This window comes from Streptomyces sp. YIM 121038 (assembly GCF_006088715.1).
In the GTDB taxonomy this organism is placed as follows: domain Bacteria; phylum Actinomycetota; class Actinomycetes; order Streptomycetales; family Streptomycetaceae; genus Streptomyces.
On sequence record NZ_CP030771.1, the window covers coordinates 9,561,909 to 9,585,386 of the forward strand.

The following is a 23,478-nucleotide window of genomic DNA, read 5'->3' on the forward strand; positions in this document are numbered from 1 at the left end:
GGGGTAAGGAACCGGCAGAAGTGGAGCTCGACCATGGCCGTCACGCTCGAACAGTCCGCCCGCGCTCGTCTGATCACCCCCGAGGGCCGTGAGCGTCCGATCTCCGTGACGTTGCGCTATGCGGCGAGCAATCCGCTGGCGGTGCAGGTGACCTTTCCGTCGGAGGTGTCCCTGGATGGCGCCGAGGTCACCTGGGTCTTCGCCCGCCGCCTGCTCGAGGACGGGCTGAGCGCCCCGGCGGGCACGGGGGACGTGCACGTCTGGCCCTGCGGGCGCGCGCGCACCGTCCTGGAGTTCCACGCCCCGCACGGCCTCGCGCTCGTGCAGTTCGACCGGGGCGCGCTGCGGCGCTTTCTGATGCGCACCTACGCCGTGGTGGGGGCGGAGGGCGAGGAGGTGGGGCTCGACCTGGACCGCGGTCTGACGGAACTCCTCGGCGGAGTCTGAACCGGCGGATCCCCTCCTGGACGCCGACGGATCCGCCCCCGGGTGTAGGTTAGGCTTGCCTAACTCGATCACGTGCGCGCGTTGTTCCACGTGAAACGGGCGTATCAGGATCTCAGGGGAGGAGACCGGGATGGGCCACGGCTGGGAAGGCGTCGTCCTCAAGCTGTTCCGAGGCAAGGACTTCCGGTTCACCGTGACCGGTGCCGAGGACGTGACGGAGCACTACCGTCGCCTCCACGTCACCGACGGCGGCATGCTCGCGCAGACCGGTGTGCACCCGACGATGTGGGTGCGGCTGTGGTTCGACAACGCGGGCAAACCCCATCAGCGCGCCTACACCCTCGTCGACCCCGATCCCGAGGCGGGCACGTTCAGCCTGGAGTTCGCGCTGCACGACGGCTGTGCGAGCGAGTGGGCGCGCAAGGCCGGGCCCGGCGACACCATCGAGGCGACCGTGCAGGGCACCGGCTTCGACCTGCCGCAGCCCGAGCCGTCGCGGCTGCTCGTCATCGGTGACGCGGCGTCGCTGCCCGCGGTGAACTCCCTCCTCGACGCGATGCCGGGCATCCCCGCGACGATCTGGTTCGAGACGCAGCACGCCTCGGACCGCGAACTGCCCCTGGGGGTCGACCCGGCACTCCACGACGTGCACTGGATCGAACGGCAGCCCTCGGGCGCCGAGCTGGTGCGGCAGGCCGAGGCGGGTCTCGCCGCGGCCGTCGAGGGCACCGCCGACGCCTATGTGTGGATCACCTGCGACACGACGACCACCCGCACGCTCGCCGCGTACGTACGCAAGGAACTGGCGCTGCCCAAGAACCGCGTGCACGCGCTCGGTTACTGGCGGCCGGGACGCGGCTGACGGCCGGGCGGTCCGGCGCCGCGCGGCCGCTCAGGGGCGCTCGGCCAGCTCCACGGCGACCCGCCGCCCGGAGTCCAGCGCCCGTACGCCCGCGTCGGCGACGGCCGCCGCCACGTACCCGTCCCAGGCGCCCGGGCCCGTCAGCCGCCCTGCGGCCGCCGCCCGCACCCAGGCCCTGACCTCGCGGTCGTAGGCGTCGGCGAAACGCACCAGATAGTCCTGCGCGATGTCCTGGCGCGCGCCGCCCCGGGACCGTACGACCATCGCGGACTCGTCGCCGACGCGGGCGGTGCCGTGCTCGCACACCGCCTCGCACGTCACCTCGTAGCCGAAGCCGCAGTTGACGAAGACCTCCACGTCGACCAGGGCGGCGCCGTCCGTCTCGAAGAGCACCAACTGGGGGTCGAGCAGCCCGGCGGGCGCCCCCGACGACGGCCGGGGCCAGGCCACGGTCACCGCCGTGATCTCCTGGCCGAGCAGCCAGCGCACCGCGTCGATCTCGTGCGACACCGAACTGCCGATGAGCATCGCGGACGTGAAGTGCGGGGGAGAGGACACATTGCGGTGGCGGCAGTGCAGCATCAGCGGCCTGCCCAGGTCACCGGCGTCCAACAGCGCCTTGAGCCGCCGGTACGCGGCGTCGTAGCGGCGCATGAACCCCACCTGGATCAGGGCGCGCCCGGCCCGTGCCTCCGCCTCGACGATCCGCAGCGCCGCCCGGGGGTCCGGCGCGAGGGGCTTCTCGCACAGCACCGGCAGGCCCCGCGCGACGGCGGCGAGCAGCGCCTCCTCGTGCGCGGCGTCCGGGGACGCCACCACCACGGCCCGCACGTCCGGCCGGTGGAGGGCGTCGAGGGCATCGGCGTGCACGCCCGCACCCGCGATCCCGGCCGCGGCCTGCCCGGCCCGCTCCGTGTCCGGGTCCGCGACCGCCACCACGCGCGCCCCGGCCGTCCGCGCCAGACGGCGCACGTGATCGGCGCCCATGTGGCCCGCGCCCAGGACGGCCACCCCCAGCGGTTCGCTCACTCCACGAACTCCCCTTCCGCGCCCGGCCGTCGGGCCACCGTAGCCGCACGCCGCCGCACGATCACCACGCATCCGGCGACGAGCACCGCCGCACCCGCCCCGACCAGGACGAGAGCGGGCCAGGCGGAGTCGTCGTCGGCGTCCGCGTCCGGCTCCGGCGCGAACGCGGGCGCCGCCGCGGCGGCGTGCCGGGCCCGGTCCGGCGCGGTACGGGGCTTCGCGGGCAGCAGCGAGCCGACCGGCCGCACCCGGCCCGCCGCCGCGAAGCCCCAGTCGAGCAGCCGCCTGGCCTCCTCGTACACGGCGTAGCCGCCGTTCTGAGGGTTCATCACCGTCACCACGAGCGTGCGCGCGCCCCGGTGGGCGGCGGCGATGAGGGTGTTCCCGGCCCGGCTGGTGTAGCCGTTCTTGACGCCGATCAGACCGGGGTAGCGGGCGACGCCGTCCGCCCCGGTGAGCAGCCGGTTGGTGTTCTGGATGGGGTAGGACCAGCCGCCCGCGGGGAAGGAGGCGACCGTCGTCGAGCAGTAGCGGGCGAACTGCGGGTCCGCGAGGCCCGCCCTGCCGAACACCGCCAGGTCGTACGCCGAGGAGACCTGGCCCAGGGCGTCGTAGCCGTCCGGTGAGACCACCTGGGTGTCGCGGGCGCCGAGCGCCCGGGCCTTGGCCCGCATCTGCCGGACCGTGCGGTCCATGCCGCCGTTCATCGCGGCGAGCACGTGCACGGCGTCGTTGCCGGAGCTGAGGAACACACCGCGCCACAGGTCGGCCACGCGGTAGCTGCGGCCCGCCGAGACGCCCACCAGGCTGCTGCCGCCGCCGACGCGGGCGAGTTCGGCCTCGGTGACCGTGTGCCGCGTGTCCGGGTGCAGCCGGGGCAGGGCCGCGAGGGCGAACAGCGACTTCAGCGTGGAGGCGGGCGGCAGACGGCGGTGCGCGTCGCGGGCGGCGAGCACCTCGCCGGTCCGCGCGTCGGCCACCACCCAGGACAGCGCCGAGACCCCGGCGGGCAGCGGCGGCGCCGCCGACCCCGGCCGCACCTGCGTGCCGGGCCGGTCCAGGAGCGAGGAGGTGTACGCGGGCTGCCGCACGGGCGGCGTGGGCTCGGCACACGCGGCGGTGCCGGTGAGGCAGACCAACGCCCCGGTGGTGAGGGCCGACGTGCGAAGGAGCGAGCGGCGCAGGGCGGCCGGCAGAAATCTGATGGTCATTCAGCCACCGTAGGAGCGGGCTCCGGACCGCGCAGATCGGCTTGGCCCGGCCGGGGGCATCGGGCCGCCGTACTCCGCCAGTCGGGCGGCGCACACGGCCCGCGCGCCCAGTGGCGGCGCGGCCGGAAGTCGACGACCGCGCGGGCGAAGGTGCGTGCGGGGCCGGGGAAGAAGTCAGGCCTCGACGCTGGAGATGAGGTGGTCGATCACGTCCACGGGGCTTCCGCGCCGCCGGTACGCGGCGCGCTGGCGGTCGGCGCCGCTGCCGTCGGCCTGGAGCCGGGACCAGGCGGCGTGCACCAGCGGGACGTCACCGTGGCATTCGAGGGCGGGCCGCACCCGGCTCAACAGGCGCACGGCCTGGGTGGCCGCGGGGGCGAGGCGCCGGGTGGTCAGGTCGATGCCCGCCCCGCCGAGCCCGTCGCGCGCGGCCCGCCAGCAGGCGGCGCGCAGCATCTCCGGCGGCGGCCGGAGCGGGGGCTCCCCGGCCTCGATGGCCCGCAGCGCGACGCAGGCCAGCGCCCTGACGACACCGGCCAGCAGGACCACGTCGTTCACGGTGGACACCGCGTCCGCGACCCGGACCTCCACCGTGGGCACGTGGTGCGAGGGCCGGATGTCCCAGTACAGGCCACCCCGGTCGAGGAGCGTGTCGGTGGCCACCAGGTCGTCCACGAGGTCCTCGAAGTGGCTCTGGGACTCGAAGTACGGCGGCGGCCCCGACACCGGCCAGCGCCCCCAGACCAGGGTGCGCCAGCTGGCGTAGCCGGTGTCCTCCCCGTACCAGTAAGGGGAGTTGGCCGCCAGCGCCACGAGCGCGGGAAGCCACGGCCGCAGATGGTTGCTCACGCGCAACGCGGTGGGCAGATCCGGAATCCCGACGTGGACGTGGCAGGCGCAGGTGCTCTGCTCGTAGTCCAGGGCACGGAAGCGCGCGAGACTCTTCACATAGCGCGGCGTGCTGGTGAACGCCGGTGGCACGGGATGCCCGAGGACCGGGGTGCCGCTGGAGATCAGCCGCAGCCCCTGCCGGGCCGCGGCCCGTGCGATGCCGCCGCGCGTGGACCGGATCTGGTCGGCCAGGCCGGCCAGCTCGGTGTGCGGGTCGGTCCGTCCCTCGACCTGATAGCGCGTGATCTCCGTGGTGACCCGGTCCTTGAGCTCCCCGACGGCGTCGGCCACGACCTTGTCGGCGCTGGGGCTCAGCTCCCGGGTGACCGGATCGACCAGCAGGTACTCCTCCTCGACCCCCACCGTGACGGTCGCCGCCGACCCTGCCGTGTCCCCGGGGTTTCCCATAGAAGCCATGGTGACACCCGGAGGAAAGCCTGGATCTGACGGAATACCGCCAATTACGCCGTGCGGTGCGAGGGCCCGGACCGGTGCGTCGCCGGGGCGGGAGGCCGCGGCTGGGCGGGTTCGCGCAGGGGGCGCAGGAGCAGCCAGCCGATGGCGGGCAGCACGATCAGCGGCGCCAGGGCGGTGCGCAGGGACGTGGCGTCGGCGAGGGTGCCGATGAGCGGGCTGGCTACGCCGCCGACGCTGACGGTCAGGCCCAGCGTGACCCCGCTCGCCGTGCCGACGCGGCTCGGCAGATAGTCCTGGCCGAGGGTGACGTGCAGGGAGAAGGGCACGTACAGGCCCGCGGACGTGAGCGCCACGCACCCGTAGAGCAGCGGCCCGGGGACCAGGACGACCCCGGCGACGGCGAGCACGCTCACCGCGTACGACCACCGCACCACCGTGACGCGGCTGTAGCGGGTGGCGAGGCGGCCGCCGATCACCGTGCCGACGGCTCCGCCGATGTAGAGCACGAACAGACCGGCCGTACCGGCGACTTCGCCGCCGCCGACGCGCTCGCGCACGTACAGCGCGATGAACGCGCTCAGCCCGACGAACACGATCGAGCGGCACACGATCGCGCCGGAGAGGCGGAGGAACGAGGCCCAGTCGTCGGCGCCGGTGCCCTTGGCCGCGCGGGCGGCCGCCGCCGTGGCCGCGAGGGGCGCCCTGACCTCGCGCAGCGCCGCCGCGCACAGGGCCGCACCGGCGAGCGCGGGGACGACCAGGAGCGGCGAGGCCCGCAGACCGCCGGTGGCGATGACGGCGGCGACGAGCAGCGGGGCCGTGGCGAAGCCGATGTTGCCGCCGAGGGAGAACCAGCCCATCGCCGTGTGGCTGCCGCGGCTGGCGACGCGCGCCACCCGCGCGGCCTCGGGGTGGTAGGCGGCGACACCGACGCCGGACACGGCGACCACCACCAGCGTCAGGGCGTACGAGTCGAAGACGCCGCTGAGCGCGACCCCGGCGCCGCCGACCACCGTGCTCACCGGCAGCAGCCACGGCATCGCCCACCGGTCGGTGAGCGCCCCGAACAGCGGCTGCACCACCGACGACAGGAGCGACGCGGCCAGGACGATGCCGGAGGCGGCGGCGTAGGTGTACGCCCGCTCGGACACGAAGTACGGGACCAGGGCGGCCACGGCTCCCTGGTAGACGTCCACACAGGTGTGGCCGAGGGACATCAGGGTCAGGGGCCTGTTGCGAGGTGAGGGCTTGGACACGGACCGATCGTCGCCCCGCCGCGCCCTGTCGGGCTTCCGATAAAATGCCAAAGTCTGCCGATTGTCCGCCAGCCTGGCGAACGCCGCACGGAGAGGCCCCTCGCATGCCGGAAGGTGACGCCCCGCCGGAACAGGAGCCGGTCCGCCACACCCCCGTGGCCCCGACCCACGTCAGGGTCCTCGCCCCGGGCGACCGCATCGACGCGCACCGGCACGACGACCACCAGATCGCCTACGCGGGCTCCGGGGTCGTCGCCGTCACCACGGACGCCGGTACGTGGTACGCGCCCGGCACCCGTGCCATCTGGGTGCCCGCGGGCACCGTCCACTCCCACCGGGCCTACGGCCACCTGGAGATGTACTTCGTCGGACTGCCCGCCGACGACAATCCGCTGCACCTGGACGAGCCGACCGTCCTCGCCGTCAGCCCGCTGCTGCGGGAGCTGATCATCGAGTACGCCCGCGGGCCCAAGGACGGCAGCGCGGAGCGCCGCCGGCTGCGCGCGGTCCTGCGTGACCAGCTGCGCGCGTCCCCGCAGCAGCCGGTGCGGCTGCCCACGCCCGCCGACCCGCGCCTCGCGGCGGTCTGCGCGCTCGTCCACGGGGACCCCGCCGACCCCCGCACCCTCGCCGAGCTCGGGGCCGCGACCGGGGTCGGCGAGCGCACCCTCAGCCGCCTCTTCCGCGCCGAGCTCGGCATGACCTTTCCGCAGTGGCGCACCCAGTCGCGGCTGTACCACGCGCTGCGGATGCTCGGCGACGACCTGACCGTGACCGCCGTCGCGCACCGCTGCGGCTGGTCCTCGACGAGCGCGTTCATCGACGTCTTCCGGCGGTCGTTCGGCTGTACGCCGGGCACCCACCAGCGGCGCGCCTGAGCCGCGCGCGGGCTCGCCGCGCCGTACGCCCCGCTTGTGGGGGATCGCGACACACCGAGCGGATCGTCAAACCTGGGGGTACCGCGGCCCGCGTGCCACCGTTCCGTTGGCCGCGGCCCGCGGACTCGCGGGCCCTCAGAACGAAGGATCGGCATGCGCAAGGTGAAGACGATGAGGACGAGGCTCTCCGCGCTGTTCGTCGCGGTGGCCGCCACGGCTGTCACGGCGGGCCCGGTCTCCACGGCCCACGCGGCCGACGGGTACGACCGGTGCCCCGCCGGCTTCTACTGCATGTTCTCGGGTCTCGACGGGACCGGCGAGATGATCAAGCTCAGCGGGAACACCCCGGACCTGGCGCCGCTCGGCATGGACGACCACGCCAAGTCGGACTGGAACCGGACGCCGTCGACCATCTACCTCTGGTCGGAGGCGGGCTACTCCGGCTGCACGGCCGTGACCTCCTCGGGCCCGACCGGCAAGGGCAACTTCTTCCCCGCCTACCGTGACTTCTTCAGCTCGGTGCAGTTCGACGGCCCGGGCGGCCCGAGCTGCGGGACGCCGCCCGGCGAGGACGGCTAGCCTCCCGGGGCGGGGCGCCCGGGCTCCGGGGGCGGAGGTCCGGGGCGCGACCGGCGGTTCTAGGATGCCGTCATGGCTGATCCGGACCCCTCGACCCGTACGTCCTCCAGGGACCCGGAGCTCGGTTTTCCACCCCCCGGCGCGGTGCTGCACCGGCTGCGCACCCAGCGGGGCATGTCACTGCGTCAAGTGGCCGCGGAGTGCGGCCTGTCGGTGTCCTTCCTCGCCTCCCTGGAGCGCGGCGAGACCGACATCGCCCTGGAGCGGCTCGGGCGCCTGGCCAAGGTCTTCGGCCACGACGTCGGCTCGTTCCTCGGCTTCTCCCGGGGCCGCGCCACGCCCTCGCTGTATCCGAGGGAGGAACAGGAGACCCTGGACCGCGCCCCGGGAGTCGTCTACCGCGTGCTGCGCGCCCCCGAGCTCGGCTACCAGGTCGTCACGGGGGACTTCGCACCGCACAGCGGCCTGTTCGAGGACCTCCAGCACGAGGGCACCGACCTGGTGACGGTCACCCGCGGCACGCTCGTGGCCCGCTACGACGGCGTCGACCACGTCCTGCGCGCCGGGGACTGCATCCAGTGGGCCGCGGGCCGTCCGCACACCTTCCGGAACGACGGCGACGAGCCCGCGCAGATGGTCGTGGTGCTGTTCTCCAGCCTGTACTGACGCACGGGCCTGCACTGAACGCTCGGGCCGCGCCGTGCCGTGCCGCGAAAGCGGCGGGTCCGGGCCGCGGCGCGTCCGGACCCGCCTGGGACTCACCTAGCGGCGTGCGGCCGCCGCGGGCTTGGGCAGGGTGCAGCCCGGCCGGTTCAGGTCGATCTTGTTGCCGGCGCCGACGCAGGGGACGACGATGTAGGTCTGCTGGGCGTACCCGATGTTGGGGCGGACGGTGACGTTGCCGTTCTGGTCGACCTCACAGGGGTTGTTGTCGGTGCAGCGCTGGCCGCTCTCATTGATGGTGTTGTTGACGGCCACGACCTTGCCGGTCTGGTCGTCGATCACCGGTGAGCCGGAGGTGCCGCCGATGACCTGGCAGGGCTGGGTGTAGCGGAGCGAGTCCTTCCAGGTCCAGCGCCCCTCCTTGAGGCGGTAGGCGAAGCCGTCGACGTTGCACTTGTACATCCGCTTCCAGTAGCCGGACGCGACGGTGATGGCACGACCGGCCTGCGGGTGCGCCGCGTCGATGTCGAGGGCTTTGATGCCGTAGCGGGTCTCTATGTCGCGGTAGGTGCTGGTGAGTTCGTACAGCGAGACGTCTGTGTCGGTCATCGTGCCGTATGCGATTTTGCTCGCACGTACGGTGCCCGCGTTGCCGCCGCTCGCATTGAGGAGCGTGAAGCTGCGGCTGGACGCGCGGTTGACGATGACCTGGCCGGGGCCGGGGAAGCCGGTCTCCAGGCAGTGGCCGTTGGACAGGACGAGCGCGGGGTCGGTGGGCTGCGAGCTGGGCACGCGGACGACGGAGCCGGAGCAGTTGCTGAGTGCCACGGTGCCCGCGAAGGTCACGGCCTTGGTGTTGACCTTGGTCTTGGCGGCGGGCTGCGTCCGTACCACCTGCTTGTCGGCCGTCGGCGCCTCGTTGCTGACGGCGGCCGCGGGCAGTGCCGTCGCGCCGAGGAGCAGCGCGGTGAAGACGGCACCGACGAGAGGCTTGTTCATGTGGGGGTCCCCTCTGATGGCTGTGTGACCGAAGGTGCTTCGGTTTTGTCATGCGCATCCTTGAGGGATCCTGCCGCCAGGACAAGACCGCGTACGGTCAAGTGCAGGGAAGACGCCGTGGGTTGTGGGCCCATGGGCGCCCGGCCGGGCCCGCCCGCTTCCGAACCAGCTGATGCCGTAAAGGACTTCAGCGCTCCTGTAGTGAACGATATTATGCTCAGGCGTACGATTTAACGTACGAGCTTCGCGTGGGAAGCACACGTGAGGCCGAGGAGCGACGACTTCGGGAGGACAGTGTGGTTCCGGAACTTGTCAGGACCTGGGCGGTGGGCTGGACGGTGTCGCGGAGCACGCCGCCGCCGGTGGAGCGGCCCTGGGGGCTCTACCTCGACGTGGGCGTCGCCGGTCAGGTGGGGCGTCATGTGCTGTCGTACGCCACCGAACCCGTCGTGCGCGCGGCGGCGGCGTCCGTGAGCGTGCCGGACACCTGGCTCAAGGTGCCCGGGGAGGCGGAGGACGTCGAACCCTGGCTGCCCGAAGGCTGGGTGGTCGACAAGGAGGAGTCCGGCCACTTGATGTCTGTAGGCCTGCGGGCCACGGCCCCAGCCGTGCCGGACGGCTACCGCGTGTCGGTGCGGACGCGCGACGGTGTCACCTTCGTGTGCCTGCACGACCGGGCGGGCGCTCTCGCCGCCCGGGGGCAGATGGCCGTCCTCGGTGAGGCCGCCGTCGTGGACCGCGTCGTCACGGAGGAGGCGCATCGCCGTCGGGGCCTGGGCAGTCACGTGATGCGCGTCCTCGCCGACGAGGCGCTCGCACGCGGCGCGGGCCTCGGCGTCCTGGGCGCGACCGACGACGGCCGCGCCCTGTACGAGGTGCTGGGCTGGAAGCTCAGCGCTCCGTTGGCGGCGTGCATCTACCGGCCGTGATGCTCGTGAGGGCGCGCCCGGGCCCGGGCGCGCCCTCACGAGGGTCCGCTCAGACGGCGGCCCGCTCCACGGGAATCCACAGCTTCGCGTCCGCCCGCGCCTGGTCCGCCGAGACCTCCACCTGGAGGATCTCGGGGCCCGGCCTGCTCCGGTACGGGTTCGACGGGAACCACTGCGTGAACACGTCCCGCCACAGGTGCTGGAGCGCCTGCGGGAACGGGCCGGAGTTCTCGAAGACGGCCCACGCGCCCGGGGGAACGGTGAGGACGTCCATGTCCTCCGGTGCCTCGGCGCCCGTCACCACGCCGTGGTAGTAGTCGAGTTCGGTCCCCTCGGCACGGCTGGGGTCGAGCTGGTCGCTGACCCCGACGATCCCCGTCGGCTCCTGGTCCGACAGCGCGGTGACGCGCCGCAGGGTCTCGGCGTCGATGCCGCGGATGAACTCGGCGATCGCGGGGTTGGCCCCTTCGTGGACGAGCGGGACGCGGGCCTTCTTGCCCACCACGCGGAACTCGTCCTTGTCCACGATCCGGTATCGCATGCTGCTGCTCCCTTCGATGATGAGGCGGAAGGACATCCGGGGCTGGGAGCGCAGCGCCGCACCGGTGCGGCGGGCCTCGCTCGGCCCCACCCCGTGGACGGCGCGGAAGGCACGCGCGAAGGCCTCGCCCGAGCCGTAGCCGTAGCGCACCGCGATGTCGAGGAGGCCGCGCTCACCGGCGAGCACCTCGGCGCCCGCCGTGGACAGCCGCCGCAGGCGGATGTACTCCGACAACGGGACTCCCGCCAGCGCCGAGAACAGCCGCCGGAAGTGGTACTCCGACGTCATGGCGATGCGCGCGAGCTCGCTCACCTCGATCGGCTCGCCGAGATGAGCCTCGATGTGTTCCATGGCCTCGTTGAGCCGCTCCAGCACCCGGATCCCCTTCCCTTTCGCTTCCTCACGTTAGGGAGGAGTCACCCTGCCCGACCCGACATTCTGTGCCCGGTGCGGTCGGGTCCGGCGCGCGCAGGGCGTCCAGCACGGCCCGCACCGCGGCGCGCGGCGGTGCGCCGTGCCGGACCGCCGCCGTGATGGTGCGCGTCACGGGGGTCGCCAGTTCGCTGGTGGCGACGCCGTAGCGGCGGTCCACCGCCAGGCCGGGGAGCAGCGCGATCGACAGACCCGCCTCGACGTGCTGGAGGGCCAGCATGTAGTTGCTGAACCGGCACACCACCCGCGGCTCGAACCGCGCCTGCCGGCACAGGCGCAGCGCGAGGTTCGCCATGTACGACTGCGGCATGTCGAAGGCCCACGGCTCGTCCACGAGGGACGCGAGGTCCACGGCGCCGCGCCCGGCCGCCGGATGCCCGGAGGGCACCACGAGCAGGATCGAGTCCGTGGCCAGCGGCACGAGGTCGAGGTCGGGCCCCAGCGGCAGCTCGTCGAAGTCCGTGGTCGTGATGATGAGGTCCGCGTCACCGCCCCGCAGCGCGGGCATGCTCTCGTGCGGCTCCAGCTGGAGCACCTCGACGTCGAGGTGCGGATGCTCCCGCGCGAGCCGGGTCACCGCCGGTACGGCCATGGTGTGGACCGCGCTCTGGAACGCCCCCAGGCGCACGAGCCCGGCCGGTTCCTCGCCGAAGCCGCGCAGCTCGGCCTCGACGCTGTCCATGTGGTCGAGGATCGCCCGGGCCCGCCGCGCCAGGATCAGACCGGCCGAGGTCAGGCGCACCCGGCGCCCCGTCCGCTCGATCAGCTGGGTGCGGGTCTCGGATTCGAGCACGGCGAGCTGCTGGGACACGCTCGACGGGCTCAGACTGGCGGCCTGGGCGACCGCCCGGACGGTGCCGAGGGTGTCGAGCTGGGTCAGCAGGCGCAGCCTCCAGGGATTCATCACCTCACGATTATTGTGCGGTTCTTCCGAACAGGAAAGCCGGAATTGTGAGATGGACGCGTCGCTCGGGCGCCGCCTAACGTCGGCGGCATGGCTCCTTCGTCCACCCCTCCGTCCCCGGGCGCTCAGGCGACCGCCGCCCCCGGGCTGTCCTGCGCGTCGTTCGCGTCCGTGCCGTCCGTGCCGTCCGCGCCGTCACCGTCGTCCCTGACGTCACCGTCGATGTCACCGTCGTCCACGGAGGCCTTCTGGGCCGACGCCGAGCGGCATCTCGTCCGGTACGGCGGCGCGTTCACACGCGAGATCATCGAACGCGCCGCGGGCAGCTTCGTGTACACCGCGGACGGCCGGAAGATCCTCGACTTCACCTCCGGCCAGATGAGCGCGATCCTCGGCCACGCGCACCCGGAGATCGTCGCGACCGTCCAGCACGGGATCGCGACGCTCGACCACCTCTTCAGCGGCATGCTCAGCCGCCCGGTCGTCGACCTCGCCCGACGCCTCGCCGGGACCTTGCCCGCACCGCTGGAGAAGGCGCTGCTCCTGACGACCGGCGCCGAGTCGAACGAGGCGGCCGTGCGGATGGCCAAGCTCGTCACCGGCAAGCACGAGGTCGTCTCCTTCGCGCGGTCCTGGCACGGCATGACGCAGGCCGCGGCGTCCGCCACGTACAGCGCGGGCCGCAAGGGCTACGGCCCCGGCGCCCCCGGCAACTTCGCCATCCCCGTGCCGAACGCCTACCGGCCCGACTTCACCACGCCCGACGGCACCCTCGACTGGCGCCGCCAGCTGGACTTCGCCTTCGAGCTGATCGACGCCCAGTCGACCGGCAGCCTCGCCGCGTGCCTCGTCGAGCCGATCCTCAGCTCGGGCGGCATCATCGAGCCGCCGCCCGGGTACTTCGCGGCCCTGCGGGACAAGTGCCGGGAACGCGGCATGCTGCTGATCCTCGACGAGGCCCAGACCGGCCTGTGCCGCACCGGGACCTGGTACGCCTTCGAGCGCGACGGCGTCGTGCCCGACATCCTCACGCTGTCCAAGACGCTCGGCGCGGGCCTGCCCCTCGCGGCCGTGGTCACCAGCGCCGAGATCGAGCAGGAGGCGCACGAGCGCGGGTACCTGTTCTTCACCACGCACGTGGCCGACCCGCTGGTGGCCGCGGTCGGCAACACCGTCCTGGACGTCCTGGTCCGCGACCGGCTCGACGAGCGCGCGCGGACCCTCGGCGCCTTCCTCCGCCAGGGCCTCACGGAGATCGCGGAACGGCACGAGGCGGTCGGTGACATCCGGGGCCGTGGCCTGCTGGCCGGGCTCGAATTCGCCGCCGACCCGCAGGGCGGGCGGAGCTCGAGCGAGCTGGGCGCACGCGTCACCCGGCGCTGCCTCGAACTGGGCCTGCACATGAACATCGTCCAGCTGCCGGGCATGGGCGGCGTCCTGCGGATGGCGCCGCCGCTGACCGCCACCGAGGACGAGCTGTCCCTCGGCCTGACGATCCTCGACCAGGCGATCAGCGAGGCCCGCGCCGGTCTCTGAGGGGGGTGCACCCGCGCCGGTCTCTGAAGGGACATCCGCGCGGGGCTCTGAGGGGACACCCGGGCCGGGGCACCGCGCGGCCCGATGGCGCCAATTGGTCTGGACCTGAAGGGTGCCACCTCGCCACGCTTGACGAATACATGCCATACCGCTGTGTCGTCGAAAGGTGGCCGCCATGTCCCCCCACACCTCGCAACACCCCGAGCGCACCGGCACCCCCGGCCCTGACACTCGCTCAGGCCTCGGTCGCCGCGCGTTCGTCGGCGTCCTCGGCGCCGCCGCCCTCGGCGCCCCCGCGTCCGCCGCGCACGCCTCGCCGGAGCCCGTGCGCGCGGGACGCGGCGGCACCGACCTGCGGCCGGTGTTTCTCGGCACGTACGGCAACGGCATCATCACCTGCACCTACGACACCACGACCGGCGCACTGACCCGGCAGAGCGCCTTCACGGCGGTGACCGACCCGTCCTTCCTCGCCGTGGCCCCCGGCGGCAAGGTGCTGTACGCGCTGGACAACGCCGGGCGCCAGGGCGCGGTGCGGGCCTTCGCCATCGGTGCCGGGGGCGCGCTGACCCCGCTCGGCCCGGCGCAGTCCACGGGCGGCGCCAACGTCACGCACCTGTCCGCGCACCCCGCCGGGCGCCATCTGCTCAGCGCCAACTACGGGGGCGGCAGCGTCGCCGCGCACACCCTCACCGGCGACGGCGGCGTGGGCGCGCGCACGGGCTTCGTCCAGCACACCGGCTCCGGGCCCGACCCCTCGCGGCAGGAGGGCCCGCACGCGCACCAGATCCTCACCGACCCCAAGGGCTCCTACGTCTTCGCCGTCGACCTGGGCACCGACAAGGTGTACACGTACCGGCTCGACGCCGTCAGCGGTGCGCTGCGCCCGGTGTCCGAGGCCCGCTCGGTGCCGGGCGCCGGGCCCCGGCACATGGTCTTCCACCCGACGGCCCCGTACGCCTATGTGGCGAACGAGCTGAACAGCACCATCAGCGTCTACGCCTACAACACCGCGACCGGCGTGCTGACGCGCGGCCAGAGCCGGCCCACCGTCCCCGCCGGGGCCGGGCGGGCCGTGCGCAACTACCCGGCCGAAGTGACGGTCTCGGCCGACGGCCGCTTCGTCTACCTGTCCAACCGGGGGCACGAGAGCGTCGCCCGCTTCTCCGTCACCGGCGGCGGAGCCGAACTGCGCCTGCTCGACACGGTCCCGAGCGGCGGTTCCTGGCCCCGGCACCTCAGCCTCTCGCCGTCGGGCGCGCTGCTCTTCACGGCCAACCAGTACGGCAACACGGTCGCGGCCTTCACCGTGGACCGGGACTCCGGCGCCCTCACTCCCTCCGGCCGGCCCTTCGCCACGTCGTCGCTGGGCTGCGTGCTGCCGATCTGAGCGGCTGCTGAGCGGCTCCTGGGCGGAAGGGGAGCGGTCCCGGCCACAACCCACTGGCGGCCTCGGTCCGCCGCGGCCGATCATGGAGCACATGAACGATCAACCCACGCGCTGGAGCCAGGCGACCGTCCACCCCGACATGTGGGCGGACCCGGGCGACGACCCCCGCGACGGAGCCACGCCGGACGGCGAACTCGCGACGCTGCGGGACTTCCTCACGAACTACCGCCACACCCTGCGGATGAAGTGCGAGGGCCTGGACGCGGAGCAGCTGGCCCGCCGGTCGGTGCCGCCGTCGACGATGTCGCTGCTCGGCCTGGTGCGCCACCTCGCCGAGGTGGAGCGGGACTGGCGCGGCTGGCTCGGCGCGGGCGGTCCGCCGCCGAAGCTGTACGGCGTGCGGGACGGGGACTTCGACGGCGCGGTCGCCGACCAGGCCGTGGTCGACGCCTCGTACGCCGACCTGGAGCGCGAGCAGGCGGAGACCGACGCCGCGCTGGCCGCGTACGAGGACCTGGGCGAGCGGGTGGGGAAGGACAACGTCTCGATACGGGAGCTGCTGGTGCACCGCGTGGAGGAGTACGCCCGCCACTGCGGACACGCCGACCTGCTGCGCGAGTGCGTGGACGGACGGGTCGGCCAGTGACCAGGGGACTCGGGTAGCGGGAGCGCGGCCGTAGGCTCCGGTGGGCGCTCACCGGAGCCTACGGCGGGGCGGGGCCGTCAGGCGGGCAGGGCCGCCTCGACGGCGGCCACGACCTCGGCCGCGTCGGGCTCGGTCTGCGGGGCGAACCGCGCGGCGACCGTGCCGTCGGGGCCGATCAGGAACTTCTCGAAGTTCCAGCGGATGTCCCCGGTGTGGCCCTCGGCGTCCGCCGCCGTGACCAGGTGCTGGTACAGCGGGTGCCGCTCCGCGCCGTTGACGTCGACCTTCTCCGTCAGGGGGAACGTCACGCCGTACGTCGCCGAGCAGAACTCGGCGATCTCCTCGGACGTGCCAGGCTCCTGGCCCATGAACTGGTTGCACGGCACCCCGAGCACGGTGAAGCCACGGCCCGCGTACTGCTCGTGCAGCCGCTCCAGGCCCGCGTACTGCGGGGTGAGGCCGCACTTGGAGGCGACGTTGACGATGAGGACGGCCTTGCCCAGGTACTGGGACAGGTCCGCGGGACCGCCCTGGAGGCTCTCGATCTCTACTGCGTCGTAGACAGACATGCTGCGGAGCCTACGCCCCGGTACTGACGGGGCACCGCGTGGTGTCCATCCCGAGCCTAAGGTCCGGCCGTGCCGGGCGCCGTGCCGGGGCGGGCCTCCCGCGGCAGCTCGTCGCGGTGCAGCCTGCCGCGGGCGACCAGCTCGACGGTGACGGCCGTGGCGATGGCCTGCACCGCCATGAGGGCGATGAGGACGAACAGCTGCACCGCGCCCGCCTGCACGGGTGAGGCGCCGCCGAGCAGCATGCCGACGAACGCGCCGGGAAGCGTGACCAGGCCGACCGTGCGGGTCTGGTCGAGCCCGGGCAGCAGGGCGTCGGACGCTGCCGGACGGCAGACCTCCAGACGGGCGTCGTGCGGGAGCAGACCGAGGGCGAGACCCGCCTCGAACTCGCCGAAGCGGGTGTGAAGTTCGTCCAGGGCGCGGCGCCCGGCGAGCACCGTGGCCGTGAGCGCGCCGCCGATGAGGATGCCCGTGACGGGGATCATGGCGATGCCCCGCACCGGGACGAGCCCGGTCAGCGTGAGCACGCAGACGACCGGTACGACGGGCGTCGCCAGCGGCACGGCCGCCCGCCACCAGGTGCCGTTCGGGGTGATGCGGCGCCCCGCCGTGCGCGTGGCCACGGCGAGCATGAGCAGCAGAAACGCGAACAGGGCCGCCGTGTGGTGGACCACCCAGCCGATGAGCAAGGAGACCGCGGCCAGTTGGGCCGTCGCCCGCGCACCGGCCACCGCGATCTCACGGGCCCGGCCGCGCGCCCCGTCCGGTGAGAGCCGGAACACCGCCGCCACCGCGGCCGCCGCCAGGAGCAGGACCAGCAGGACGGCACCGAGGGTCACATTGGCGGGCAGCAGCGTCTGAGCAGCGAGTACACGCACGGACCCACCCTAGGCGCGGGGGCCGTAGGCTCCTTCCTACCGACGCGTTCGCCCCAGGGTGGGCCGAATGCGCCGGACGGACGTACGCAGCGACAGAAGGGCGACCAGTCATGGCGCAGCAAGTGCGGGGCGTGATCGCACGCGCGAAGGGCGAGCCGGTACGGATCGAGACGATCACCGTGCCGGATCCGGGGCCTGGGGAAGCCGTGGTGAAGGTCCAGGCGTGCGGGGTCTGCCACACCGACCTGCACTATCGCGAAGGCGGCATCAACGACGACTTCCCGTTCCTGCTCGGCCACGAGGCGGCGGGCGTCGTGGAGTCGGTGGGCGAGGGCGTCACCGAGGTCGCGCCGGGCGACTTCGTGATCCTCAACTGGCGCGCCGTGTGCGGCCAGTGCCGCGCCTGTCGGCGGGGCCGCTCCCAGTACTGCTTCAACACGCACAACGCGCGGCAGAAGATGACCCTCGCCGACGGCACCGAGCTCTCGCCCGCGCTCGGCATCGGCGCGTTCGCGGAGAAGACCCTCGTCGCGGCCGGGCAGTGCACCAAGGTCGACCCGGCCGCGTCCCCGGCCGCCGCGGGCCTGCTCGGCTGCGGCGTGATGGCCGGGCTCGGCGCGGCCATCAACACCGGCGGGGTGACCCGTGGCGACTCGGTGGCCGTCATCGGCTGCGGCGGCGTCGGCAACGCGGCGGTCGTCGGGGCCCGGCTCGCCGGAGCCGCGAGGATCATCGCGGTGGACATCGACGACAGGAAGCTGGAGACCGCCCGCGGCCTCGGTGCGACCGACACGGTCAACTCCCGCTCGGCCGACCCGGTCGAAGCGGTCCGGGAGCTGACCGGCGGCTTCGGCGCCGACGTCGTCATCGACGCCGTCGGCCGCCCGGAGACGTACGAGCAGGCCTTCTACGCCCGTGACCTCGCGGGCACGGTCGTCCTGGTGGGCGTGCCGACCCCGGACATGCGCATCGACCTGCCGCTGCTCGACGTCTTCGGGCGCGGCGGCGCCCTCAAGTCGAGCTGGTACGGCGACTGCCTGCCCTCGCGGGACTTCCCCATGCTCATCGACCTCTACCGGCAGGGGCGGCTCGACCTCGACGCGTTCGTGACCGAGACGATCGCGCTCGACGAGGTGGAGAAGGCCTTCGAGCGGATGCACCACGGGGACGTGCTGCGTTCGGTGGTGGTCTTCTGATGGCCCCCGCCACCGCGGGCCCCGTCCGCGTCGAACACCTCGTCACCTCCGGCACGTTCTCCCTCGACGGCGGCACGTGGGACGTGGACAACAACGTCTGGATCGTCGGTGACGACCGCGAGGTCCTGGTCATCGACGCCGCGCACGACGCCGACGCCATCGCCGGCGCCGTGGGCGACCGGCGCGTCGTCGCCATCGTGTGCACCCACGCCCACGACGACCACGTCGACGCCGCTCCCGCGCTCGCCGAGCGCACCGGCGCGCCCGTCCTGCTGCACCCGGACGACCTGGAGCTGTGGAAGCTGACCCACCCGGACCGGGCACCGGACGGCGAGCTGGCCGACCGCCAGGAACTGGACGTCGCGGGAACGACCCTGACGGTCCTGCACACCCCCGGCCACTGCCGGGGCGCCGTGAGCCTCTACGCGCCGGGACTGGGCACGGTGTTCACGGGCGACACGCTGTTCGCGGGCGGTCCGGGCGCCACCGGCCGGTCCTTCAGTGACTTCCCGACGATCGTCGAGTCGATCCGTGAGCGGCTGCTGACGCTGCCCCCGGAGACGGTGGTGCGCACCGGCCACGGCGACACCACGACGATCGGCGCGGAGTCCGGTCACGTGGAGGAGTGGATCGCGCGCGGCCACTGAGCGCCCGGACGCCTCGCGCAAGCCACCTGCGGACATCCCCGCAGGTGGCTTTTCCGCACTGCTAGCCTGTAGCAGGTGAACACACATACTGACCCTTACGTCGTGCGCGCCGAGACGCCCTCCGTCGAGACCTACCTCCATCTGCGCGCCGCCTCCGGGCTCAGCCCTCGGACGGTCGAGCAGGCGTCGGCCGGACTGCCCCACACCTGGCACGCGGTCACCGTGTACGCCGGGGGCGAGCCGGTCGGCATGGGCCGCGTCGTCGGCGACGGCGGGTGCGTCTTCCAGATCGTCGACATGGCCGTCCTGCCCGCGCATCAGGGGCAGGGTCTCGGCAAGCAGATCATGGCCGCGCTCGTCGGCGAACTGGAGCGCCGCGCACCCGAGGGGGCGTACGTCTCCCTCATCGCGGACGGCGACGCGCGCTTCCTGTACGAGAAGTTCGGCTTCCGCGACACGGCGCCCGTCTCCATCGGGATGCAGCGCTGGATCTGACGGGACGTAGCGCCGGATCCGACGGGGCAGGGCGGTGGATCCGACGGGACGCGGGGCGGGACCCGACGCGGCGCGGTGCCGGGTCCGGCGGGTCGCGGCGCGTCGGACCCGGCGTCGCGGGAACCCGTGTCGGTCCCGTGAGGGCGGCGCGCCGCAGGTCACGCGTGCTGGCAGCGCTCCCCGATCTCCGATAAGTTAGGCAAGGCTTACCTAATGGAGGTTGAGGATGGGTGTCCGACACATCAGTACGACCATGCCCGCGGCAGCGGCGCGCGCCCGCTCCGTGCTCGCCACCGCCTGGTCCTGCGCGGTGACCACGGAGATCGGCAGGGACGAACTCCTCGGCGCCCACAGCGTCACCGAGCGGGGTGCCGTACGCCTCGATCCGCCGGAGGACAGCGCTCTCGCGGCCGCCCTCATCTGCGCGCCGCGCGGCGCGCCTTCCACCCTCGTGGAGTTCGCGGACGTCTCGCCGGTGCCGGTGCGGGACCGGGTGCGCAGCAGGCTGTGGCTCTCGGGGTCGCTCACGGCCACCCACGACGAGCTCCTCTTCGAACCGACCACCGTCGTCCTGCACGACACCCACGGCCGCACCGGCATCGACCTCGAAGAGTTCGCGCTCGCCGACCCCGACCCGCTGGCCCACGCCGAGTCCCGGCTGCTCACCCATCTCGCGGACTCCCACCCCGACGCCGTCGAGCAGCTCACCCGGCTCATCGCCGCGGAGAGCCTGAGCGGCGTCGTGAACGTCAAACCGGTGGCCGTCGACCGCTACGGCCTCACCCTGCGCCTCGAACGCGTCAGCAGCCAGGCCGACGTGCGCTTGCCCTTCCACGCATCCGTCGAGGACCTGGGCCAGGTCACCGAGCGGATGCACGCCCTGCTCACGAAGGCGCGCCTGCTGCGCCGCCCCGCGCTGCGCCCGGCGCCGCCGGAGCCCTGGGGGTCGACGGAGTCCTGAGGGCCGTAGGCGTCCGAACCGCTGTTCCCGGCGGGGGAGATGAGGTCTCGCCGAGCCAGGGTCGGTTACCGTTCGCCGGAGTGATCCAGGCATGATGGGCACCATGAGCGCGCAGAGTAAGTCTTTGCCCAACGATCCGGTGGAACCGGTTCAGGCCCTGATCGTCGTCGACATGCAGTCCGCCTTCGTCTCCGGCGACGACGCCATCCCTCACGTCGAGCGTGTGCTCCAGCGCACCGAACAGCTCATCGCCAAGGCCCGTGCGGCCGACGCCCTCGTCGTCCAGCTCCAGAACGACGGCCCGGAAGGCGCCACCGACGAGCCGGGCACACCCGGCTGGCGGCTCCATCTGCCCGTGGACGCCGACCGCGGCGAGGTCGTGATCCGCAAGGAGTACGACGACGGCTTCGAGGAGACCGAACTGGAGGAACTGCTGCGCGAGGAAGGCGTCACCTCGCTGGCCATCTGCGGCGTCATGTCGGAGATGTGTGTCAGCGCCACCGCACGCACCGCGCTCGACCTGGACTTCCGCGTGGTCATGCCGCACGACGCCCACGGGACGTACGACATCCCGGCGGCCGAGGGCATCAGCGACGCCGTACCGGCGGCGACGGTGTCGCGCGTCGCCGAGTGGGCCCTCGGCGACGAGGTCGAGGTCGTGCCGAGCGCCGACGAGGTGAGCTTCACCGCGTCCTGAGACGCGCCCGTACGAAGGGCTGTCCGCCCGCCCGTGCGACGGGCGGGCGGACAGCGGGCGCCGCGACGGGGCGGCGCGCGTCACTTCCCGGTCGAACCCGCCCGTGCCGCGAGGACCCCGGCCACCTCGTACAGATAGCGGTTGACCGGGGTCGGCGTCCCGGTGCGCTCGCCGAGCCGGACCACCGAACCGTTCCAGGCGTCCAGTTCGGACGGACGGCCGGACAGGATGTCGCGCTGGAGCGACGAGGTGCCCTCGGCGGGCTGCTGGTCGATGAAGTCCAGCGTCCTCAGCACGATGTCCTCCGGCAGCGGCACGCCGTGGGCCGCGGCCAGCCGCTGGATCTCGGTCATGCCCTCGACCAGCAGCCGCCGCGTCCCGGGCCGTGAGCGCAGCACGCCGAACGGCGCGTCCGTCACCGTGCCGAGCCCGCCGAACGGCACCACGAACAGGAACTTGGCCCACAGCTCCGCCCAGATGTCGTCCGGCACGGCGGCGGCCACGGACGCGCCCGTGAGCGCGGACACCAGGCGCGTCACACGCTCGGACGCGCTGTTGTCCCACTCCGCGAACGCCAGCGCCGCGGGCCCGCCCACATGGCGCACGCGCCCCGGCCCGTCGAGGTGCGCGATGATCTTCGCGGTGCCCGGCAGGACAGCGCCGCGGCCGACCTCCTGGGCCACCCGCTCGGGGCCTCCACGCCGTTCTGGAACGTCACGACGGCCGTGTCGGAGCCGACGAGCGGCTTCAACGCGGCGATGGCGGAGGGTAGTTGCCAGGTCTTGACGCACAGCAGGACGTAGTCGACCTCGCCGATGTCGCGGGTGTCGTCGGTCGCGCGCACCGGCGCCACGGCGAAGCCCCCGGCCGTGCTGTCCACGCGCAGGCCGTCGCGCCGCAGGGCCTCCAGATGGGCGCCCCGCGCCACGAAGCGCACGTCGTGCCCGGCGGCGGCGAGCCGCCCGCCGAAGTACCCGCCGATCCCGCCGGTGCCGATCACCGCGACGCGAACCTGCTCGGCCGTTGCCTTCCCCGCCATGGAGAACCCCCTTGTACCGCCGGTCGTCACACCGGGCGGCCACGGCCCGGATCAGGCCACCCTATGCCGGGGCCGCGGGCCGGGCGCGTGCCCTTCACAGGGGCAGCGCGCACACCGCCATGGGTGCCGTGAACGGCTCGCCGGCGGGGGTGAGTTCCCCCGTGCCCGCGTCGACGCGGAAGACGCTCACCGAGCCGGAGCGCTGGTTGCTGACGAACAGCAGCCGCTGCGTGGGGGAGAAGGCGAGGTGCCGGGGGAAGTCCCCGCCCGCGGGTGTCGTGCCGAGGAGGCGGAGCCGGGCCCCGCCCTGCTCGACGGCGTACCGTGCCAGGGAGTTGTGCCCCCGGTTGGCGACGTACGCGAAGCAGCCGTCGCGGGTCACGAGCGGCTGCGCCGGGTAGTTCGTGAGGCCGGACGGCGTGCCCGTGGACTGCGGCTCACCGGGTGTCAGACGCCCGGTCGTGGGGTCGTAGGCGCAGACCACGACCGTGTTGTCGAGCTCGTCGGCCACGTACGCGAAGCGCCCCGAGGGGTGGAACGCGAGGTGCCGGGGTCCCGCGCCCGCCCGCAGCGTGACCCGGGTGACCGGGCGCAGCGTGCCCGCTTCCGTGTCGAGGCGGTACGTGTACACGGTGTCGGTCCCGAGGTCGACGGCCAGGACGTGGCGGCCGTCCGGGGACGTCACGACCTGGTGGGCGTGCGGGCCCTGCTGCCCGGGGCCGGGCTGCGGCTCGGTGTGCTTGACGAGGCCGGTGCGCTCGCCGAGCGCGCCGGAGTCCTCGACGGGGTGCACGGCCACGCTGCCGGAGGAGTAGTTGGCGCTGAGCAGCCAGCGGCCGCTCGGGTGCACGGACAGGTGGCAGGGGCCGTCGCCCCCGGTGTCGCGGGTGCCGAGCACCCGGTGGGCGCCGTCGGGGGAGAGCGCGACGGCGGTCACGCTTCCCGGCGCCCGCTCGTTGACGCAGTACAGCGTCCGCCCCGAGGGGTGCGCCACCAGGTAGGACGGGTCCAGGACCCCGGTGAGCGTCCCGGCGCCGGTGATGCGGCCCGTCGTGTCGTCGTACGTGGCCAGGCCGATGCCGGAGCCGCCGCCCGGCTCGGAGGTGTAGGTGCCGAGGAAGAGGGGGCGCCCGCCGCTCCCGCTGCTGGGGAGGGGCGCGGCTCCGGCGGACGTGGTGGTGACGGCCCCGGCGGCGGCCGCGGCGAGTGTCGTAGCGATGAACCGGCGTCTGTCCATGCTGCACCTCGTGTGTCAGAAGTGACGGTAGTGGCGATGTGGCAGCCACCTTGGACCCTGGTCCGTTGAACAGGCAATAGTCGAAACATGAGTTGCATCATGTGCAACGGGCAAGAGGGGCGGTGATCGATGCCCGGCACCCTCTT

The 23,478-nt window shown here is 73.3% G+C and carries 26 protein-coding genes; 14 read left to right on the plus strand and 12 right to left on the minus strand.

Annotated elements, in window-relative coordinates; all coding sequences use genetic code 11:
- Window positions 1–33 precede the first annotated feature (33 nt).
- Together C9F11_RS40395 and C9F11_RS40400 are read left to right on the plus strand one after the other, a co-directional pair.
- On the plus strand, window positions 34–447 hold the full coding sequence (locus C9F11_RS40395; RefSeq protein WP_138967565.1) for an SsgA family sporulation/cell division regulator: 414 nt from the start codon (window positions 34–36) through the stop codon (window positions 445–447).
- A 130-nt stretch (window positions 448–577) separates the two neighbouring features.
- A complete protein-coding gene (locus C9F11_RS40400) occupies window positions 578–1,309 on the plus strand; it encodes a siderophore-interacting protein (protein WP_138965211.1) in 732 nt (243 codons plus the stop codon).
- A gap of 30 nt (window positions 1,310–1,339) precedes the next feature.
- On the opposite strand, the gene C9F11_RS40405 is transcribed toward C9F11_RS40400, so the two are convergent.
- The 4 genes from C9F11_RS40405 to C9F11_RS40420 all read right to left on the minus strand — a co-directional run bounded on the left by C9F11_RS40405 (window position 1,340) and on the right by C9F11_RS40420 (window position 6,074).
- On the minus strand, window positions 1,340–2,338 hold the full coding sequence (locus tag C9F11_RS40405) for a Gfo/Idh/MocA family oxidoreductase (RefSeq protein WP_138965213.1): 999 nt from the start codon (window positions 2,336–2,338) through the stop codon (window positions 1,340–1,342).
- A complete protein-coding gene (locus C9F11_RS40410) occupies window positions 2,335–3,549 on the minus strand; it encodes a serine hydrolase (RefSeq protein ID WP_138965215.1) in 1,215 nt (404 codons plus the stop codon). The genes C9F11_RS40405 and C9F11_RS40410 overlap by 4 nt, the downstream gene beginning before the upstream one ends.
- Before the next feature lie 174 nt (window positions 3,550–3,723).
- Window positions 3,724–4,848, minus strand: a complete 1,125-nt coding sequence (locus tag C9F11_RS40415; protein ID WP_138965217.1) for a glutamate--cysteine ligase — start codon at window positions 4,846–4,848, stop codon at window positions 3,724–3,726.
- Between the two features lie 53 nt (window positions 4,849–4,901).
- Window positions 4,902–6,074, minus strand: a complete 1,173-nt coding sequence (locus C9F11_RS40420) for an MFS transporter (RefSeq protein ID WP_138967567.1) — start codon at window positions 6,072–6,074, stop codon at window positions 4,902–4,904.
- A 143-nt stretch (window positions 6,075–6,217) separates the two neighbouring features.
- On the opposite strand from C9F11_RS40420, the gene C9F11_RS40425 reads away from it, so the two are divergent.
- The 3 genes from C9F11_RS40425 to C9F11_RS40435 all read left to right on the plus strand — a co-directional run bounded on the left by C9F11_RS40425 (window position 6,218) and on the right by C9F11_RS40435 (window position 8,236).
- Window positions 6,218–6,991 carry a helix-turn-helix transcriptional regulator gene (locus C9F11_RS40425; protein WP_171076012.1) on the plus strand — a complete coding sequence of 258 codons (774 nt, stop codon included), beginning with the start codon at window positions 6,218–6,220 and terminating at the stop codon, window positions 6,989–6,991.
- A 171-nt stretch (window positions 6,992–7,162) separates the two neighbouring features.
- Window positions 7,163–7,570, plus strand: a complete 408-nt coding sequence (locus C9F11_RS40430) for a peptidase inhibitor family I36 protein (RefSeq protein WP_138965221.1) — start codon at window positions 7,163–7,165, stop codon at window positions 7,568–7,570.
- A gap of 72 nt (window positions 7,571–7,642) precedes the next feature.
- A complete protein-coding gene (locus C9F11_RS40435; RefSeq protein ID WP_138965223.1) occupies window positions 7,643–8,236 on the plus strand; it encodes an XRE family transcriptional regulator in 594 nt (197 codons plus the stop codon).
- A 96-nt stretch (window positions 8,237–8,332) separates the two neighbouring features.
- On the opposite strand, the gene C9F11_RS40440 is transcribed toward C9F11_RS40435, so the two are convergent.
- Window positions 8,333–9,232 carry a serine protease gene (locus tag C9F11_RS40440; RefSeq protein ID WP_138965225.1) on the minus strand — a complete coding sequence of 300 codons (900 nt, stop codon included), beginning with the start codon at window positions 9,230–9,232 and terminating at the stop codon, window positions 8,333–8,335.
- Window positions 9,233–9,480: 248 nt separating this feature from the next.
- Between C9F11_RS40440 and C9F11_RS40445 the strand changes: the two genes are divergently transcribed.
- Window positions 9,481–10,161 (plus strand): GNAT family N-acetyltransferase, encoded by a 681-nt coding sequence (locus tag C9F11_RS40445; protein WP_346347438.1) that lies wholly within the window; start codon window positions 9,481–9,483, stop codon window positions 10,159–10,161.
- A 49-nt stretch (window positions 10,162–10,210) separates the two neighbouring features.
- Here C9F11_RS40445 and C9F11_RS40450 read toward each other — a convergent pair whose 3' ends face one another.
- Together C9F11_RS40450 and C9F11_RS40455 are read right to left on the minus strand one after the other, a co-directional pair.
- Complete coding sequence (locus tag C9F11_RS40450; RefSeq protein WP_138965227.1) at window positions 10,211–11,077, minus strand: AraC family transcriptional regulator; 867 nt, start codon at window positions 11,075–11,077, stop codon at window positions 10,211–10,213.
- Between the two features lie 25 nt (window positions 11,078–11,102).
- A complete protein-coding gene (locus C9F11_RS40455; protein WP_212767879.1) occupies window positions 11,103–12,038 on the minus strand; it encodes a LysR family transcriptional regulator in 936 nt (311 codons plus the stop codon).
- A gap of 222 nt (window positions 12,039–12,260) precedes the next feature.
- On the opposite strand from C9F11_RS40455, the gene C9F11_RS40460 reads away from it, so the two are divergent.
- From C9F11_RS40460 to C9F11_RS40470, 3 genes are all read left to right on the plus strand, one after another.
- On the plus strand, window positions 12,261–13,574 hold the full coding sequence (locus C9F11_RS40460) for an aspartate aminotransferase family protein (protein WP_138965231.1): 1,314 nt from the start codon (window positions 12,261–12,263) through the stop codon (window positions 13,572–13,574).
- A 175-nt stretch (window positions 13,575–13,749) separates the two neighbouring features.
- Window positions 13,750–14,964 (plus strand): lactonase family protein, encoded by a 1,215-nt coding sequence (locus tag C9F11_RS40465; protein ID WP_138965233.1) that lies wholly within the window; start codon window positions 13,750–13,752, stop codon window positions 14,962–14,964.
- A 91-nt stretch (window positions 14,965–15,055) separates the two neighbouring features.
- A complete protein-coding gene (locus C9F11_RS40470) occupies window positions 15,056–15,610 on the plus strand; it encodes a DinB family protein (RefSeq protein WP_138965235.1) in 555 nt (184 codons plus the stop codon).
- 77 nt (window positions 15,611–15,687) lie between these two features.
- Here the strand turns inward: C9F11_RS40470 and C9F11_RS40475 are convergent, their stop codons facing one another.
- Together C9F11_RS40475 and C9F11_RS40480 are read right to left on the minus strand one after the other, a co-directional pair.
- Window positions 15,688–16,179, minus strand: a complete 492-nt coding sequence (locus C9F11_RS40475) for a glutathione peroxidase (protein ID WP_138965237.1) — start codon at window positions 16,177–16,179, stop codon at window positions 15,688–15,690.
- 56 nt (window positions 16,180–16,235) lie between these two features.
- A complete protein-coding gene (locus tag C9F11_RS40480) occupies window positions 16,236–17,060 on the minus strand; it encodes an ABC transporter permease (protein WP_138965239.1) in 825 nt (274 codons plus the stop codon).
- 110 nt (window positions 17,061–17,170) lie between these two features.
- Between C9F11_RS40480 and C9F11_RS40485 the strand changes: the two genes are divergently transcribed.
- The 5 genes from C9F11_RS40485 (at window position 17,171) to C9F11_RS40505 (ending at window position 21,056) form a co-directional block, all read left to right on the plus strand.
- Entirely contained in the window at window positions 17,171–18,256 is a 1,086-nt protein-coding gene (locus C9F11_RS40485; protein WP_138965241.1) for an S-(hydroxymethyl)mycothiol dehydrogenase, read from the plus strand.
- Window positions 18,256–18,903 (plus strand): MBL fold metallo-hydrolase, encoded by a 648-nt coding sequence (locus C9F11_RS40490; RefSeq protein WP_138965243.1) that lies wholly within the window; start codon window positions 18,256–18,258, stop codon window positions 18,901–18,903. The genes C9F11_RS40485 and C9F11_RS40490 overlap by 1 nt, the downstream gene beginning before the upstream one ends.
- A 75-nt stretch (window positions 18,904–18,978) precedes the next feature.
- Complete coding sequence (locus C9F11_RS40495) at window positions 18,979–19,398, plus strand: GNAT family N-acetyltransferase (protein ID WP_138965245.1); 420 nt, start codon at window positions 18,979–18,981, stop codon at window positions 19,396–19,398.
- A 226-nt stretch (window positions 19,399–19,624) separates the two neighbouring features.
- Window positions 19,625–20,359: a DUF2470 domain-containing protein gene (locus C9F11_RS40500; RefSeq protein ID WP_138965247.1), complete on the plus strand. Its 735-nt coding sequence runs from the start codon at window positions 19,625–19,627 to the stop codon at window positions 20,357–20,359.
- A 103-nt stretch (window positions 20,360–20,462) separates the two neighbouring features.
- A complete protein-coding gene (locus C9F11_RS40505) occupies window positions 20,463–21,056 on the plus strand; it encodes an isochorismatase family protein (RefSeq protein WP_249402087.1) in 594 nt (197 codons plus the stop codon).
- Window positions 21,057–21,136: 80 nt separating this feature from the next.
- On the opposite strand, the gene C9F11_RS49110 is transcribed toward C9F11_RS40505, so the two are convergent.
- The 3 genes from C9F11_RS49110 to C9F11_RS40515 form a co-directional block, all read right to left on the minus strand.
- Window positions 21,137–21,661, minus strand: coding sequence for a ketopantoate reductase C-terminal domain-containing protein (locus C9F11_RS49110; RefSeq protein WP_346347467.1), 525 nt, complete (start codon window positions 21,659–21,661; stop codon window positions 21,137–21,139).
- On the minus strand, window positions 21,592–22,095 hold the full coding sequence (locus C9F11_RS49115) for a 2-dehydropantoate 2-reductase N-terminal domain-containing protein (protein WP_249402088.1): 504 nt from the start codon (window positions 22,093–22,095) through the stop codon (window positions 21,592–21,594). The genes C9F11_RS49110 and C9F11_RS49115 overlap by 70 nt, the downstream gene beginning before the upstream one ends.
- Before the next feature lie 94 nt (window positions 22,096–22,189).
- Entirely contained in the window at window positions 22,190–23,332 is a 1,143-nt protein-coding gene (locus C9F11_RS40515; protein ID WP_138965251.1) for a lactonase family protein, read from the minus strand.
- Window positions 23,333–23,478: the final 146 nt, after the last annotated feature.